Here is a 16428-nt window from a genome sequence, read left to right as displayed (position 1 = left end):
ACCGGTCGTGAGAGCTCGTTCAGTGCTCCTGATCCTCGCATCCGCGGCATTGGCAGTCACCGCCCTCATGACCGGAATCGGGCTGGCCGCGCAATCGGAGCAGGCGGCCGTGGTGGCATTACCACCGACGAATGGCCAGTTCGACTACCAGATCGGCGGTGCGTACACGCCTCTGGCATCGGTGCCGATCGTGGATCGCGATCGCAGGGCGACCCCGGTGGCTGGCCTCTACAACATCTGTTACGTCAACGCGTTCCAGACCCAGCCGGATGAGGCGTCGTTCTGGACCTCTGGCCACAGCACCCTGCTCGTAAAGCGGGCGAACGGAACCAACCTGACTGATCCGAACTGGCCAGGTGAATTCATCCTCGACACCTCCACCGCTGCGAAGCGCTCGAGCATCGCGACGATCGTGAACGGCTGGATCGATGGCTGTAAGACAAAGGGCTTCCAGGCCATCGAGCCCGACAATCTCGACTCCTGGACACGTTCCCTGAACACGCTCACCAGGGCGAACAACGTGGCCTTCGCGACACTTCTCGCGACCCACGCCCACTCACTCGGGCTCGCCATCGCCCAGAAGAACACCTCGGAGCTCGGCTCCACCGGCAGGACCTCGATCGGTTTCGACTTCGCCATAGCCGAGGAGTGTCAGGTTTACGCGGAATGCGGCAGATACACCGGCCCGTACGGAAACAAGGTCATCGAGATCGAGTACACGGACACTGCGCGCAGCGCCTTTACGACGTCCTGCTCCGCGCAGGGCAAGAACATCTCGGTGATCCTGCGCGACCGCAATGTAGTGGCTAAGGGGCAGTCTGCCTACCATTACGAGTATTGCTAAAGACCGACCATCTCGGAGCTCTTCTCCCAGAGTTCGCGGCACATCGCCTCGTCGAAGGCAGCCTTTCGCTCCCGGCCATCCGGCTTAAGTCCGTCGAAGTAGGTGCCGCTCGGCGAGGCGATGTCGTGCTCCGAGGCGAGGTGGATGAGCGGTGCGGCTCCCTGCTCCGGGCTGATCCCGAGCGACCCGCGACTGACGAACTGACCGAGGCGAAGCAGGGCCGAGTCAGCACCGAACCCGGTTGCCACAAACCCCGGGTGGAACGAGAACGCGTCGACCCCGGTACCTGCCGTGCGCCGCGCGAGCTCGCGGATGAACATGATCGTCACGAGTTTGCTGGTGCCGTAAGGCAGCCATCCTCCGGCATAGATCCGACGTTTCCAGTCGAGGTCAGTGAGGTCGAGCCTCGAGAACATGTTCGCGCCACTTGCGGTGGAGATCACACGGCCGGCGCTGAGCGTAAGGCGGTCGAGCAACAGCGCGGTGAGCAGGAACGGCGCGAGGTGATTGTGCTGCAGCGTTCGCTCGTGGCCGTCTGCCGAGAGACCGCGAGTACTCACGAGCCCTCCGGCGTTGTTGGCAAGCACGTCGATGCGCGGGTAGCTTGCGAGCAGCTCGTCACCGAGGGCGCGCACCTCGGTGAGGCTGTCGAAGTCGGCAATGAACGGAAATCCGCCCACCTGGTCGGCGACGGCGCGGGTACGTTCGGCATTGCGACCGACAACGGCGACCGTCGCACCCCTGGTCGAGAGCGCAATCGCCGCGGCACGCCCCAGACCCGAACTCGCTCCTGTGATCACAATGACTTTTCCACTCAGTTCTGCGCTGGCTCCGCTCATCGGTAGCCCCCTTTCTCACGTAGTGCTTCTCTTTCGAACCGGTTGAGTTCAGCGACGGGTCCCCCCGCGGCGGTTGCGCTCACGACCCCGGGTGTGCCAGGCGCGTCATCGCGCGCCGGAGAGCCCTGGTCGTAGTGGGCATGATTCGTTTCTACACCGTCCCACTCGGCTGTCCACACCATTCTCCGCCCAGCCGTCGCTCGATCGGCACCCCTACAGTGGGGTTATGACCGGCACGCTGAAACGAGTCGCGCTCGTATCGATGCACACATCGCCCGCGGCACTCGCGGGCAGCGGAGACGCCGGCGGCATGAACGTGTCCCTGCTCGCCACCGCCACCCAGTTGGCGGTGAGGGGCGTCGAGGTCGATCTGATCACTCGGGCGACCGGAGATGCCGCTGTCACTCAGCTCGCCGATGGCGTCTGCCTCCACGAACTACCGGCCGGCGCACGCGGAGTCATACCCAAGGAGCGTCTCGGGGAGGTTGCGGACGAGTTCGGTGAAGCTGTCGCGCAGCTCACCGGGCGCCAGGAGGCGCGCTACGACCTCATCCATGCCCACTACTGGCTGAGCGGGCTCGCGACTCTCCCCGTTGCGCTGGAGCTCGGACTGCCGTTCGTGCAGAGTTTCCATACTCTCGCGGCCATGAAGAACGCGGCCCTCGCGCCAGGGCAGGAGCCTGAGCCTGAGCGACGGCTGCGCACCGAGATGTATCTCGCGAACCAGGCAAGCGCCGTCGTAGCCGGGTCATCCGCAGAGGTGTCCAGCCTCATCGACGAGGTTCGCGCGCCCGCCGATCGGGTCTGGGTGATTCCGCCGGGCGTGGATATCGACCTGTTCACCCCCACGCGAGCGGATGCCGCGGACTCGCGCGTGCGTGGCGAACTCGGTATCGCCCCCGAACGCCCGATCATCGCGATTGTCGGACGCGTGCAGCCCCTCAAGGACCAGGAGCTCGCGATCCGCGTGCTCGCCGAACTCCACGCCCGGAGTGGCTCCGCCCCGGTGCTCGTGGTGGCGGGGGAGGCGACACCCGGCCAAGACGGCTACGCGTCATTGCTTCGGGCGGTCGCCGCAGAACTTGGCGTGCTCGCCGAGGTGCGGTTTGCCGGAGCGCTGTCGCGGGAGAGGCTCGCCGACCTGCTCGCCATCGCCGCAGTCACTCTCGTGCCGTCATACTCGGAGACCTTTGGGCTGGTGGCCCTCGAGTCGGCCGCCAGCGGCACACCGGTGATCGCATTTCGCGGTGGCGGCCTGGTCGAGTCGGTGTCGACCGGAGTGTCGGGGCTGCTCATCGACTCTCGCGACCCCTTGGCTTGGGCGCAGGCGACCGTCTCCCTTCTCGATGACGGCGCTGAACTCGAGCGGCTTTCCCGTTGCTCCCGACACTACGCCGAGGGCTTCACCTGGGCGGCGACGGCGACCGCGCTCATCGGAGTGTACGCAAGCCTCTGCTGAACTCGAGTTTGGCGGTCAGCTAATTTCGACGGTTACGGGCGACCGTAGGTCTCCAGCAGCCGCAGCCAGATCTCGCTCATCGTGGGGTAAGCCGGCACCGCATGCCACAGGCGGTCGATCGACACCTCTCCGACGATCGCGGTGGTGGCGGCATGCAGCAGTTCCGAGACATCCTGCCCCACAAAAGTGACGCCGAGCAGGACCTTGCGCTTCTCGTCGACGATCATGCGCGCGTGGCCCGTGTAGCCGTCAGCCTGCAAGGACGCGCCAGCCACCCCACCGAGATTGTAGTCGACCACGCGGATGTCGTAGCCGGCCGTCACCGCAGCCTTCGCTGTGAGCCCCACCGACGCGATCTCGGGATCGCTGAAGGTCACCTGGGGCACCATCTCGTGGTCGGCGGTTGCGGCGTGCTTTCCAAAGCGGTTGTCGTGAACACCGGTGCCGAGGGCACGGGCCGCGATGACGTCTCCGGCCGCCCGCGCCTGGTACTTACCCTGATGGGTGAGCAGCGCCCGGTGGTTTACGTCGCCGCAGGCATAGAGCCAGTCGAAGCCCTTCACCAGCATGGTGTCGTCTACGTCCATCCAGTCACCGGGGGTCAGCCCGATGTTCTCGAACCCTAAGTCGTTCGTGCGCGGCAGACGTCCGGTGGAAACTAGCACCTCATCGGCGACGACTGTCGACCCGTTGTCGAGTTCGAGAGTTACGCCGTCGTGGTCCCGGTGGGCGGAGGTGATCTCGACTCCGCGTAGCACCGTGACGCCGAAATTCTCGAGCGATGCCGTCACGAGCTCGCCGGCGAACGGCTCCTGGTTGCCGAGCAGGTCCGCGCGGGCGATTATCGTCACTGTGGTGCCGAAGCTCTGATAAGCGGTCGCCATCTCGACGCCGACCACGCCGCCGCCGATGATCGCGAGCCGCTTGGGCGCGATCTTCGCACTCGTGGCATCCCGACTCGTCCAGGGCGAGACATCCGCAAGGCCAGGGATGGCGGGAAGCAACGGATCGGACCCTACGCTCACCGCGACCGCATGCCTGGCGGTGTAGACGGTGTCGTCGACAGTGACCTGCTTCTCGCCGGTGAGGCGCGCGTGGCCGCGCACAAACGCTATGCCGGCCGCCTCGACCCATTTCACCTGGCCCGCGTCATCCCAGTTGCTGGTGAAACTATCACGGCGAGCGAAGGTGGCGGCAACATCCAGTTCGCCGGTCACGGCTTCACGTGCCCCCCCGACAGCCTGGGCGGCGCGCAACACGATGCCGCTGCGGAGCAGGGCCTTGGACGGCATGCAGGCCCAGTACGAACACTCGCCGCCGACGAGCTCGCTCTCGATGAGCAGAGCGGTGAGCCCGCCTTGCACCGCTCGGTCAGCGATGTTCTCGCCGACGGCTCCAGCGCCGATGACGATGAGGTCGTAGGTGGTGTCGATCATGTGTACTCCAAGCGAGTCGGTGGCGTGGTCGGTAACTGCTTCCCAGCTACGAGCCTGGCGACGTGTTCGGCCGCACGATTCGGGGGATCGGGCACAGGGAAGAAGACCTTCTCGATAGTCGACCCCTTTACGATGATCGTCAAGCGGCAGGAGAAAGTCTCTTGGCGCACCTCGACAGGCGGCAGACGGGTGACCTACCGGCCAACGAACTCTGCGGTGGTTCGCGTGACGAACGCCGTCATGCCGATGGAGGCATCCTCACTCCGCATGAGCCGCACGAGCTCTGACTGGAGTGCGGCGGCGGCCGCGACATCACCGTCGCGCAGTGCGAGCCGAGCATTGGCGAGAGCGGCCTGCACCGCCAGCGGCGCCTGGGCGGCGATGCGCTGCGCGAGTTCGAGACCCCGCTCGTATTGTGTGCCATCGGGCACCACTTCCTGAACGAGGCCGATGCGGTGGGCTTCGGCAGCATCGAACAGGTCTCCGGTAAGGATCCACCGCATCGCATTGCCCCAGCCGACCGCGCGGGGGAGGCGGAAAGTGGCGCCGCCGAAGGGCAGGATACCGCGGGCGACTTCGATCTGCCCGAACCGGGTCGACGTGGCAGCGATCGAGATATCGCTGGCGAGCATGAGTTCGATGCCGAGCGTGAGGCAGGTGCCCTGCACCGCCATGACGACGGGCTTACTGAGCTGCTGGCCGGAGACCTGCCACGGGTCGATGCCGCCGTCTGGCACGGTGTTGAGACCGTTCGGCCCGATTCTCGGGGCGACGTCAGCCAGATCCAGCCCACCGGTGAAGTGGTCGCCGTGGGCGAAGACGAAGCCCACCCGCAGCTGCGGATCCCGCTCGAGTTCACCGTAGGCGAGGGCGAGCTCTTGCAGCAGGGCGAAGTTGGCCGCGTTGCGCTTGTCCGGCCGGTTGAATCCGATGAGGAGTACGTGCCCGTCGCGCTCGACCGTGATTGTGGGGGCGGAGATCCCGGAGGGATTGATGATGGTCACCGCTGGCCTTTCAAGAGCTCTTTCGACTGCTGTTGCGCCGGTGCAACAATGCTAGGCGCTGGAGATGCTGCCGGCACCGGCTCGGTCAGCGGGCGAGTGCCCCGATGATGCGCAGGATGCTGCCGATATCGTCGGCCGCAGCATCCGGGGAAGCGGGGGCAAATTCGGTGACTGCCGCCCCCGCGAGGGGGAGGGCGGCCTTTGCCGCCGCGATTAATTCGAGCAGCCTGCCGAGCGAGACACCAAATGGCTCGGGGTAGCCGACAGAGCCGAATTCGGCCGGATCGAGCACATCGAGGTCGATGTGCAGGTACACGGAGGTGGCACCGCTTGCGCTGAGCGCCGCCGTCAGTGACTCGATATCCAGGGCTTCCGGGGCGATTACCGGGATGCCCGCCGCCTCGATGTAAGTGAGCTCACCGTCGTCGAGTGAACGCGTGCCGGCAAGGATCACGCGTTGGGGAGAGAGCGGTGTACTCGCGAGGAGGGCCTCCGGGCCGTCGCCGAGCAGAGTGCGGAGCACCATGCCATGAAATGCGTGTGACGGTGACTCTTCGGGAGAGTTGAGATCGGCGTGGGCGTCGATCCAGACCAGGGCCATCGCGTCGTTGTTCGCCGCGGCGTGCTGCACCGAGGCGAGATCGGATCCGCAGTCTCCACCGATGGTGATCGCAAGTCCGGAGATGCTCTCGAGCGCCGCGAGTTGGGTATCGCGCACTTGGCGAAGGGAACTCAGCCGCAGGACTGTGCTGCCCTCGTCGGTGCCAGCCTCTGACGGGACATCGACGACATGGGTCGCGGATGCCGGAAGATCGCCCCGTATCGCCTCAGCGCCATCGGCGAGCCTCATCGCCCGGGACGAACCCGAGCCCTGCCATTGGGGAACAACGAGAAAAGTGGCGGCCACCTGTCAAGTATGGCCGCCACCGGGAGCACGTGGGAGACGGAGGATCAGACCGTGCGTGGCGCTATGGCGAGGTTGGCCTCGAGTTCGGCAACGTTCTGGCGCACCACATAGGCCGGGCGGTCGCGCTCGACCCGCCAGCTGTCGGCCAGCGGACCGATGTTCACGCTGTCGAACCCGAACTCGTCATAGAGTTTCGTGACGAAATCCGAGGCGTCAGCGAAGTCTGATGAGGTGGCGAGAGCGCGACGCCTGGCATCTCCGGCGGGGTACGAGTCGCCGGTGATATCTGCGGCCATGATGTGGTTGAACCCCTTGGCCACCCGAGAGGTGGGCAGGTGGGCCTGGAGCATCCCCGACACGGTGGCGGTGCCGTCGTCGAGTTCGGCGATGTGCCCGTCGCGCTCGAAGTAGTAGTTATTGGTGTCGATCACGATTTTGCCGGCAAGTGGCTCAACCGGCACATCAAGATAGGCCTTCAATGGCACGGTAACGACGGCGATATCCGCGGCATCCGCTGCCTGGATGGCGCTGCCAGCGGTGGCCTTCGGACCGAGCTCCGCGACGAGATCCGCAAGGGTCTCCGGCCCGCGAGAGTTACTGATCACCACGTCGTAGCCGTTCTCGACCGCCTTTCGTGCGATCTGGCTTCCGATGTTTCCTGCTCCGATAATTCCTATTGTTGTCATGGAGACCAGTAACGGAAAGAGCGCGCGATTTGTTCCCATCGCGCTGCTGGTCGAGCCGGCCACAGGAAGCCCACTCGACCAGCACACGGCCTACTGCTCGATCGCGGAGGGGGTCGGCGTACCGGCCTTCAGTGCGGCGAGCCGGGCATCGAGCTCGACCGCGTCGTCCGAGGCATCCAACTGTTCGAACTGGGCGTCAAGGCTCGACGCTGCGAGCTCCTGTCGGCCGAGAACAGTTGCCTCCTGGCGGCGGATCTTGTCTTCGAATCGGCTGATCTCGCTCGTGGGATCGGTGAGGTCGATCGACGTGACGGCGTCCTGCACCTGTTGTTGGGCATCCGCCATCTTCGAGCGGGCAATCAGCTCGTCGCGCTTCGAGGAGAGCTGGCTGAGTTTCGTGCGCATCGCGTCGAGCCCCTGCTTGAGCTGGCCGACCACCGCGGTCTGGGACGCGATGGTCGGCTCGGCAACCTTCGCCTCTTTCTCGGAGGCCATTTGGCGTCCGAGTGCGACCTTCGCGAGGTTATCGAACTTGTCGGCGTCCCCGGCGTTACCCGCGGTGCGCAGTTCGTCCCCCTTCTTGCTCGCCGCCAGCGCCTTGCGGCCCCAGTCCGCGGCATTGTCGACGTCTTCGGCGTGGTCCTGCTCGAGCAGACGGAGGTTACCGATGGTCTGGGCCACCGCGCTCTCGGCCTCGGAGATGCTGCTCGTGTAGTCCCGCACCATCTGGTCGAGCATCATCTTCGGGTCTTCGGCCGAATCGAGCAGCGCGTTGATGTTGGCCTTCGCCATCTGCGCGATACGTCCGAGAATTGACTGCTTTGCCATTGTGTTTCCTTATCTTTGTGTCCGTTGCATCTGAAAAACCGGAGGTTCCGTTAGCCAGGGAGAGGCCGAGGGCCACAGGGAGCTAGAAGCGTCCGCCGCTGGAGCTTCCACCACCGCCGAACGATCCGCCGGAGCTGCGCGAGCTGCCGCCGAAACCCCCGCCGCCGAAACCTCCGCCTCCGAAACTGCCGCCGCCGCCGCTCAGCATGCCGCCGATGAGACCGCCGAGGATGGCGCCGCCGAGACCGCCGCCGAGTCCACCACCGAAGCTTCCGCCCATGCCGCCGCCCAAACCGCCGGCGGAGTCGACGTCGTTTTGTGCGAGGGAGAGCGCTTGCGAGGCGAGTGATTGGGCAGCCGTAGCCTCCGCGAGCGCTTGCACGGGGTCGGAGGGTGCGAGACCCACCGCCGTTTCGAGGTGTCGGGTGGCTTCGGAGACCCGCGTTCGAGCGGTGCTGCCGACTCCGCCCCGGCGCGTAGTGATGAAGTCACTTGCGGCCGAAATCTGGCTGGATGCCGTGCTCATGGCCGTCGTCAACTGGGCCGTCGCGGACCGCAGTTTTTGTTGTTCGTCGCGCACGGCGTCGAGCACTCGGTCGAGGGCGGCATTGGCCGTACTGAGCAACGCGAGGCTGGCCAGTGGATTAGTCGGGCCGTCCCCGGTCAGTGCCGCGGTGAGTGCGGTGTCCGCCGCGGCGACCTCCGCGGTGAGGGAACCGGATGCGGCGGCCGGCAGCGCGCGAGCCGTCGCGAGATCCTGCTGGGTATCGGCGACGGCGGCGGCGAGTGCGCCCTGTGCGTCCGCGAGCCCCGACGCGAGCGTGTCGATCGAATCGAGCAACTGGGTGGTCTGGCCGATGCTGGCCTGCGCAGCCCGCACGTTGACCGCAGCGGCACCCGTATCTCCGCTCGTGATAGCGGACTGTGCGTTCAAGCCGGCCGTCCCCACGAACTCGAGGAGCTTCTCCACCTGGTCAGGGTTGTCGGCGATCGGCGAGAGCGCTGCCGGCGAAAACGAGGCCTGCAGCGTTGCCAGGGTGGCGCGCGCTGTCCCGAGTCGTGTTCTTACGGCTTCGGCATCCCTCACCACCGTCGCGAGCGCCTGGGGTGCATTCTGTTCGAGCTTGCGCAGCTCATCGAAAGCTTCAGCCTGGGCGTCGAGTTCTGTGTCGGCGGCTTCGCAGAGTTCGATGATGCGCGAGGTCATTTCACGCTTCTCCCCTGGCGTCTCCGGCACCGAATCATCGAGTTTCTGGCGAAGTGTGAATGCGTCTGCGACCTGGGACTTGGCGGTGGCGAGACTCGCGCTGAAGGGGGTGGTGACCTCGGTGCCGAACTGCGCGACGGCGAAGCCAAGTTCCTGCTCGCTCGTCTTCAGCGAGTCGTCGAGTTGCACGAGCAGGCTGCTTGCCCTCTGGTCAAGCTGCTCCTGGGTCGGCCCCGCGGGGGCGGATACCGCACCGCCCGTGCTGCCTCGGCGTCGCGACCGCACGAAGAATACGATTCCGACCACGACGAGAGCCAGCAGCAAAAGCACGATCACGACCGGCAGCCCCGAGCCACCGCTCGAAGTAGCGGGAGTGCCGGGGTCGGATCCGCCGCCACTGCTCCCGCTGGAGAGACCCGAGTAGCCGTTCGCGGCGGCAACGGCGGCCCCCACCCAATCGTTCTTCTTCAGCGCCGGGATGATGTCGTCGGTCTCGACCGCCTTCCTGGTCGAGGCGTCGGGCGCGGCGTCGCCGTAATGAATCGAGTAATTGCGATCCACCGTCGCCACGGCCAACAGGATGTCGTTCGCGCCGAGTCCGTTCCTCTTTGCGACGCTTGAGGCCCATGCGGTCTTATCGGAAACCCCGGTGAAACTATCGACGTAGACCACGAAGAGCTGGAGTTTTGTCTTCGCGTACAGCGCATTTGTTGCCGCCGTAATCTCGGCCCCACGCGAACCGACCGCGTTGACGGTGTCAACCACATAGCGTCCGCCGAGATCGACCGGCGACTGGGCGTTGGCGCTCATTGGCGATGCGAGCGCGGCGATAACCGCAATCGTGAGCGCGGCGACCAGCCGGGAGAGTCGGGACGAGACGGTGACGCGAATGACAGGCTTCTTCGACCGCGGGAATGACACTGGCGATGTCGCCTGCGATTCTACTGAATCCCCCTCGGTGAGGGGAGCGTGGCTATCGCACAGTCACCTCGGACACGGGTCCGGTCACGAGGTCGGTGCCCAGCCCTGAGCCATCCGCATTTTGGCGGCTAAGGTCGAGGGCGGCCGAGACCTGATACTGCCCCGCGGCCACGTGCGGCAGGTCAGAACGGAAGCTGTCTGCGCTGTCATCTTCGATCGCGCAGGACACCGGCCGAAACGACGCCTGGTAGGTCAGGGATGCTCCGGGAGCCAGGTCGACGACCGCGGCCATCGCGATCGTCGGGCCGTTGCTGTGCCACAGCACCACCCCGTCCTTCGAGAGGGTGATCGCGGGGGTAGCGGTCGAGGTTCCCGTGATGTGCTCGCTACCCGAATTCGTGAGGGTCACCGTTCCCGTAATGCGATCGGCCGAGGCATCCGCTGTGGGAAAACTGGTGGTGAGCAGGAGACCGTCCGCGTTCGGTGCGACCTCGGCGAGCGTGCCGCCGCACAGATTGATCTTGTCGGCGGGTGCGCGCGTGATCCCGCGATCCGTCGCCGTGCTCCCGAGGGAGGGATCCGCCTTGGTCTCGGGAGCTTTCGCGGAGGACGCGGATCCCGCGGTGGTCGAGGGCGTGAGACCGCGAACGCCGGTAAACCCGGCAACCCCGATGCCGGCTACCGCGAGCGTCATGGCGCTGCCGACCGTCAACTGCTGGGCGAGCCGGCGCCGGGAGCTGCGCCGGAGTACCCGCGCGAGATCGACGTGACCGAGCGCGGGGCCGGCGTCGCCGAGCATATTCTTCAGGTCAGATTCGGTGGACATGGATCGCTCCCTGCGTGTCAGTGGTGGTCGTGGTGGTGGTGGGCCCGGGTCTAGCGGAAGAGGGATCTTCGGCGAGGGCGACCGCCATCGTGGCGAGGCCGTCGCTGAGGTAGCGCTTGACCGCGCCAGAGGAGATGCCGAGCCACTCGGCGATGTCGTCGACCTTGAGGTCTTCGTAATAGCGCAGCACGATACAGGCGCGCTCTCGTGGGGTGAGTTTTGCGAGTTCTGCCGAAAGGTCGAGGCGGCTATCAGTGGCCGGGGCCGACGAGTCCTGGATGTCTGTTACGGCGGTGAGATGCGCGATTCGACGCCAGCGGGTGGTGCGACGACCTTTATCGAGCCAGGTATTGAGGATGGCGCGGCGCACGTAGGCCTCAGCGCTGGAGACGGTGAACCCGTTGCGAAGGCGACCAAAGGTTTTCACCAGGGCATCCTGCACGAGGTCGGCCGCGTCATCCGCGCTGCCGCTGATCAGCCAGGCGTATCGCGTCAGAGAGTCGCCGCGCTCAGCAACCAGAGTCGCAACGACCGATTGCCAACCTCCGTACGCAGTCTGTTCCTGCGGTGCTGCCGCGGCCATCCGGTTCCCCTCGCGCGTCTTGTAGAAGAGTGTCTACCTTCTAAGACGCACGAGGGGGATTAAACGTTGGGTGGAGCCTCACGTCAGTTTTCGATGGACAGTTTCAGCCGGCGGCGGATGTCGGTGAGCTGGGTGGTGAGACCCGCCGGTAGCCGATCGCCGAAGGTGGCGAAGAATTGCTCGGTCGCGTCAAGCTCGGCGAACCACGCCTCGGGATCGATGTCGAATAGCTGCTCGACGTCGCTACCGCTCACGTCGACGCCGTCGAGGTTGAGCCCACCCTCGCGTGGTTTCCATCCAAGCGGGGTGTCCAGGGCCAGTGCGCGGCCATCGACCCGGTCGAGGATCCACTCGAGAACCCTCGAGTTCTCGGCAAAGCCGGGCCAGAGGAACGACCCGTCATTGCCCTTGCGGAACCAGTTGACCTGGAAGATCTTCGGGGCCTTGGTACCGAGCTTCTTCCCGATATCTAGCCAGTGCGACCAGTAATCGGCCATGTTGTATCCGCAAAATGGCATCATTGCGAAGGGGTCGCGGCGCAGTTCACCGACAGTGCCCTCGGCCGCAGCGGTGCGCTCGGACGAGACCGTAGCCCCCACGAACACGCCGTGCTCCCAGTCACGGGCCTGGGTCACGAGGGGAACGTTCGTTGCGCGTCGACCGCCGAAGATGATCGCGTCGATGACGACTCCCTCCGGGTCGTCCCAGTCGTCGGCGATCGCCGGGCACTGGGCCGCCGCGACGGTGAAGCGAGAGTTGGGGTGGGCAGCGGGAGATCCGGATGCCGCGCTCCAGGGGTTGCCTTGCCAATCCACCAGGTTATCGGGAGCTTTCTCGCTCAAGCCCTCCCACCACACGTCACCATCGTCGCGCAGCGCCACGTTGGTAAAGATGGTATTTCCCCACAGGGTATCGATGGCCGTCGCATTGGTGGTGCGTCCGGTTCCGGGGGCCACGCCGAAGAATCCGGCCTCGGGGTTGATCGCGCGCAGGCGCCCGTCAGGGCCGGGTTTCAGCCACGCTATGTCGTCACCGATCGTCTCGACCTTCCACCCGGGAATCGAGGGTTTGAGCATCGCGAGGTTGGTCTTTCCGCAGGCCGAGGGAAACGCGGCGACGACGTGGAACGACTTGCCCCGCGGATTGGTGACCTTGAGGATGAGCATGTGCTCGGCAAGCCAGCCCTCGTCGCGAGCGAGCACCGAAGCGATACGCAACGCGAATGACTTCTTAGCGAGAAGAGCGTTCCCGCCGTACGCCGAACCGAATGACCAAATCTCCCGGGTTTCGGGGAAGTGCGAAATGTATTTCGTCTCGTTGCAGGGCCACGGCACATCCTTCGCACCGTCCAGCAGGGGCGCGCCGACACTGTGAACCGCGGGCACCCATTCGGTGTCCGGGCCGATGAGTGCGAGAGCATCCGCTCCCATTCGCGTCATGATGCGAGTGCTGACGACGACGTAGGGGGAGTCGGTGAGTTGAACCCCGAGTTTTGCCAGCGGGCTACCCAGCGGTCCCATGGAGAAGGGCACGACATACATAGTGCGGCCTCGCATGCTCCCGGAGAAGAGGCCGGTGAGCGTCGCTCGCATCTCCGTCGGCGCGCGCCAGTTATTGGTGGGCCCGGCAGCATCCTCCGATTCGGAGCAGATGAAAGTACGCGCCTCAACACGAGCGACATCATTCGGATCACTTCTGGCAAGGAAGCTGTTGGGGCGGTGCTCGGCGTTGAGCCGAAGCAGCGTGCCGGAGTCGACCATCAGACGAGTGAGCCGGTCATTCTCGGCGAGGGATCCGTCGCACCAGACCACGGAGTCCGGGGTGGTGATCGCGGCAATGGAGGAGACCCATGCCACGACGCGCGAATCGGCGTTCAGAGGGGGTGCTCCTGCCGCGTCCGGTGTGCTGAGGGCAGTGGCCGGTCGGGCTGATGTGATGGTCATGTCTCGTCCGTTTCTTTGGGAGGGCCGGTTCATCGAGGTGCGAAAGGGCGGTGACCTACGCAGTGAGACAAGGGACGCTGAGCCACATAAGCACCAAATTCCTTCTTTGATCAAGAATGCGCGCTATTTTGCATGATTTCTGATGAATTCAGTAGTAAGAATGACTAATCTTTCACTAATGTCAAATCTATGACCGATCTCGCGACACTGGGCCAACGCATCCGCCATTTCCGCAATGAGGCCGGGCTCACGCTCGACCAGCTCGGCGAGCGGGTTGGCATTGCCGGCAGCCAGCTCTCCCTGATGGAAAACGGCCGGCGCGAACCACGGCTCTCACTACTGCAGGGCATAGCCAGCACCGTCGGCATTCCGGTGTCGGAATTGCTTAACGATGCGCCGCCCACTCCGCGAGCGGCGCTCGAGATCGAACTGGACCGGATGCAGAAGGCCGCCGTCTACCAGGCACTCGGTCTTCCGGCCATTCGTGCGTCGCGCACGATGCCGGAGGAGACTCTCGAGTCGCTCGTCGGCTTGCACCGTGAGCTTGCGCGGAGGGCGCGTGAAGCGATTGCGACGCCCGAGGAGGCCCGACGCGCGAATACCGAGCTGCGTCAAACCATGCGCACTCAGGACAACTACATGCCAGAGATCGAGGAACTGGCCGAGGAAGCGGTGCGCGGCGTTGGCTACGTCGGCGGAGCGCTCACCCACCGGGCGGTCAATCTCATGGCGAAGAAGCTCGGTTTCGAACTGATTTTCGTCAATGACCTTCCGCACTCCACCCGCTCGGTCACCGACCTCGCGAACGGGCGTATTTACCTTCCACCAGCTTCCATCCCCGGCGGTCATGGCCTGCGCTCGATGGCACTGCAGGCGCTTGCTCACCGACTGCTTGAGCATCACGAACCGGAGAGTTACGCCGAGTTTCTGCGCCAGCGACTGGATATCAACTACTTCGCGGCGGCCTGTCTCATGCCGCTCACGCAGTCGGTGGAGTTTCTCAATCGGGCGAAGGCAGAGCGCAACCTCGCGGTCGAGGACTTTCGGGATGCGTTCGGCGTCACCCATGAGGCGGCAGCGTTGCGATTCACCAACCTCGCCACGATGCACCTCGGTATGCCCGTGCACTTTCTGCGGGTGGGGGAGGACGGCGCCCTGTACAAAGGGTATGAGAACGACGGCCTACAGCTGCCGGCGGATGTCACGGGCTCGACCGAGGGCCAGTTGGTATGCCGCCAGTGGAGCGCCCGCACCGCATTCTGGCGCCCCAATCGCACGAACGAGTTCTACCAGTACACCGACACCCCCACCGGCACCTACTGGTGTTCGACCCAGACGGGCACCGCGAGCAACGAGGAGTTCTCCATCACCTTCGGCGTGCCCTTCGCCGATGCAAAGTGGTTTCGCGGGCGTGACACATCCAACCGAGCGGCGTCACGCTGCCCGGATGCGAGCTGCTGTCGGCGCCCGGACACTGAGCTGTCCAAGAGGTGGGCGCACACGGCCTGGCCGAGTGCGAAGCTGCACGCCCACATCCTGGCGCCGCTGCCCTCCGGCACCTTCCCGGGCGTAGACGACACCGAGCTATACGCCTTTCTCGAGGCGCACTCCGCCGAGTAACGTCCACTCGAGCCGGGGCGCTGAACAGTCAGCTTCACTCCCGTTGGGTGGGGGTCCTGGTGCGAAAGTTACCTCGTGCGCGCGGAGGGGTTCGGGTCAGTATTCTTGCGCGGCCGCAGAGGCAGCCCCGGCAGCACGCAGCCAGCGGCAGGGATCGGCCATCGCGTGCTCCGCCGAGCCGGCGAGATCCGCGAGCCCGGATGCCCAGAGCGGCCGGCCGTCGGAGCCGAGCGGCGGCACCGCAAGCTGCCCGGCGATCACGGCAACCCGAATTCTGTGCTCACCCGCCAGTCCGATGAGGGTGCCGACGAGCTTTCCGGTGCCGGATGTCGCATCGAACCGTCCTTCGCCGGTAATCAGCAGATCCGCCCCGGCGATGGCCAGCGGCACCCCGGTGAGGGCGCAGAGGTAGTCGGCCCCCGGCTCGATGCGCGCACCCCAGGCCGCCGAAAATCCGTAAGCGGCGCCTCCCGCAGCCCCGGTTCCTGGCAGGCCGGGGTCGGCGCCGAGGAGGCTGGCGAAGTGGGCGAGAGCGGAGTCAAGCAGCGCCACCTCGGTGGACGACGCACCCTTCTGCGGGCCGAAGACCGCCGCGGCCCCGGTGGGTCCGAGCAGGGGGGCCGAGACATCCGTGAGCAGGGTGACACCGCCTCGCGGCGGGGAGATGAGCGGGGAGCGGTCGAGAAGCCCGATCGATCCGAGGCTGCCCCCGCCCGCGGTGAGGGAAGTATCGGCGCGCAGGCCGAGAGCTGCGAGGGCGCCGGCGGCACCATCCGTCGAGGCCGAGCCGCCGAGCCCGATGACTAGCCGGGATGCCCCGGAGGCGAGAGCGCTGCGGATAACCTCACCGAGCCCCACGGTCGATGCACCGAGTGGATCGAGGCGTCCCATCAGCGGGATCCCGCACATCTGCGCGAGTTCGACGACGGCCGTGCCATCCGGCAGCGTGAGCCAGGCTCCGGGCGTCGACCGGCCATCGGGACCGGTGACCGGTCCGGCATCACGCCGCACCGCACCCGGCACGGACGCCTCCACCGCGTCGAGGGTTCCCTCACCACCGTCCGCCTGCGGGATGAGCGTGAGCGAATCCCCAGGACGCACCGACTCCCAGCCGACGGCGATCGCCCGAGCCACCTCGAGGGCGCCGAGCGAGCCTTTGAAAGAGTCGGGGGCGATCACGACCTTCATGGGAGAGTGCCAGTCACCCTCACGATGCTAGCGGCGCAGCGAGCGCTATCCAGCGGCGGCCCCGGCCGAAGGCACTGTCACGAACCCGATCGGCTCGCCCGCGTTGTTCCGACAACGACTGACCGGAGAAGGATGCT

At 65.7% G+C, this 16428-nt stretch carries 14 protein-coding genes; 3 read left to right on the top strand and 11 right to left on the bottom strand.

Features of this window, described 5'->3' with window-relative positions; genetic code table 11:
• The first annotated feature begins 7 nt into the window (after window positions 1-7).
• The gene (locus RCH11_RS15635) at window positions 8-844 is read left to right on the top strand and encodes an endo alpha-1,4 polygalactosaminidase (RefSeq protein WP_327057948.1); all 837 of its coding nucleotides are present in this window, start codon (window positions 8-10) and stop codon (window positions 842-844) included.
• Here the strand turns inward: RCH11_RS15635 and RCH11_RS15630 are convergent.
• Entirely contained in the window at window positions 841-1683 is an 843-nt protein-coding gene (locus RCH11_RS15630; RefSeq protein WP_327057947.1) for an SDR family NAD(P)-dependent oxidoreductase, read from the bottom strand. The genes RCH11_RS15635 and RCH11_RS15630 overlap by 4 nt on opposite strands.
• A 226-nt stretch (window positions 1684-1909) precedes the next feature.
• Between RCH11_RS15630 and RCH11_RS15625 the strand changes: the two genes are divergently transcribed.
• A complete protein-coding gene (locus RCH11_RS15625) occupies window positions 1910-3142 on the top strand; it encodes a glycosyltransferase (RefSeq protein WP_327057946.1) in 1233 nt (410 codons plus the stop codon).
• Between the two features lie 32 nt (window positions 3143-3174).
• On the opposite strand, the gene RCH11_RS15620 is transcribed toward RCH11_RS15625, so the two are convergent.
• The 9 genes from RCH11_RS15620 to RCH11_RS15580 all read right to left on the bottom strand — a co-directional run bounded on the left by RCH11_RS15620 (window position 3175) and on the right by RCH11_RS15580 (window position 13483).
• Window positions 3175-4578: a dihydrolipoyl dehydrogenase family protein gene (locus RCH11_RS15620; RefSeq protein ID WP_327057945.1), complete on the bottom strand. Its 1404-nt coding sequence runs from the start codon at window positions 4576-4578 to the stop codon at window positions 3175-3177.
• Window positions 4579-4772: 194 nt separating this feature from the next.
• Window positions 4773-5558: a crotonase/enoyl-CoA hydratase family protein gene (locus RCH11_RS15615; RefSeq protein WP_327057982.1), complete on the bottom strand. Its 786-nt coding sequence runs from the start codon at window positions 5556-5558 to the stop codon at window positions 4773-4775.
• A gap of 109 nt (window positions 5559-5667) precedes the next feature.
• The gene (locus RCH11_RS15610) at window positions 5668-6489 is read right to left on the bottom strand and encodes an arginase family protein (RefSeq protein WP_327057944.1); all 822 of its coding nucleotides are present in this window, start codon (window positions 6487-6489) and stop codon (window positions 5668-5670) included.
• A 44-nt stretch (window positions 6490-6533) separates the two neighbouring features.
• Window positions 6534-7175 (bottom strand): NADPH-dependent F420 reductase, encoded by a 642-nt coding sequence (locus RCH11_RS15605; protein ID WP_327057943.1) that lies wholly within the window; start codon window positions 7173-7175, stop codon window positions 6534-6536.
• A gap of 90 nt (window positions 7176-7265) precedes the next feature.
• The gene (locus RCH11_RS15600; protein ID WP_327057942.1) at window positions 7266-8003 is read right to left on the bottom strand and encodes a PspA/IM30 family protein; all 738 of its coding nucleotides are present in this window, start codon (window positions 8001-8003) and stop codon (window positions 7266-7268) included.
• A gap of 82 nt (window positions 8004-8085) precedes the next feature.
• Window positions 8086-10131, bottom strand: coding sequence for a TPM domain-containing protein (locus RCH11_RS15595; RefSeq protein WP_327057941.1), 2046 nt, complete (start codon window positions 10129-10131; stop codon window positions 8086-8088).
• 52 nt (window positions 10132-10183) lie between these two features.
• Window positions 10184-10957, bottom strand: a complete 774-nt coding sequence (locus RCH11_RS15590; protein ID WP_327057940.1) for a hypothetical protein — start codon at window positions 10955-10957, stop codon at window positions 10184-10186.
• Window positions 10941-11540 (bottom strand): sigma-70 family RNA polymerase sigma factor, encoded by a 600-nt coding sequence (locus RCH11_RS15585; RefSeq protein WP_327057939.1) that lies wholly within the window; start codon window positions 11538-11540, stop codon window positions 10941-10943. Before RCH11_RS15585 ends, RCH11_RS15590 begins: the two co-directional genes overlap by 17 nt.
• Window positions 11541-11623: 83 nt before the next feature.
• Window positions 11624-13483: a phosphoenolpyruvate carboxykinase (GTP) gene (locus tag RCH11_RS15580; protein WP_327057938.1), complete on the bottom strand. Its 1860-nt coding sequence runs from the start codon at window positions 13481-13483 to the stop codon at window positions 11624-11626.
• A gap of 189 nt (window positions 13484-13672) precedes the next feature.
• On the opposite strand from RCH11_RS15580, the gene RCH11_RS15575 reads away from it, so the two are divergent.
• Complete coding sequence (locus RCH11_RS15575) at window positions 13673-15103, top strand: helix-turn-helix domain-containing protein (RefSeq protein ID WP_327057937.1); 1431 nt, start codon at window positions 13673-13675, stop codon at window positions 15101-15103.
• Window positions 15104-15199: 96 nt separating this feature from the next.
• Here the strand turns inward: RCH11_RS15575 and RCH11_RS15570 are convergent, their stop codons facing one another.
• Complete coding sequence (locus RCH11_RS15570) at window positions 15200-16291, bottom strand: glycerate kinase family protein (RefSeq protein WP_327057936.1); 1092 nt, start codon at window positions 16289-16291, stop codon at window positions 15200-15202.
• Window positions 16292-16428: the final 137 nt, after the last annotated feature.

Source organism: Glaciihabitans sp. GrIS 2.15 (assembly GCF_035984695.1).
Taxonomy (GTDB): Bacteria; Actinomycetota; Actinomycetes; order Actinomycetales; family Microbacteriaceae; genus Lacisediminihabitans.
This window is presented reverse-complemented; position numbering and strand designations above follow the sequence as displayed.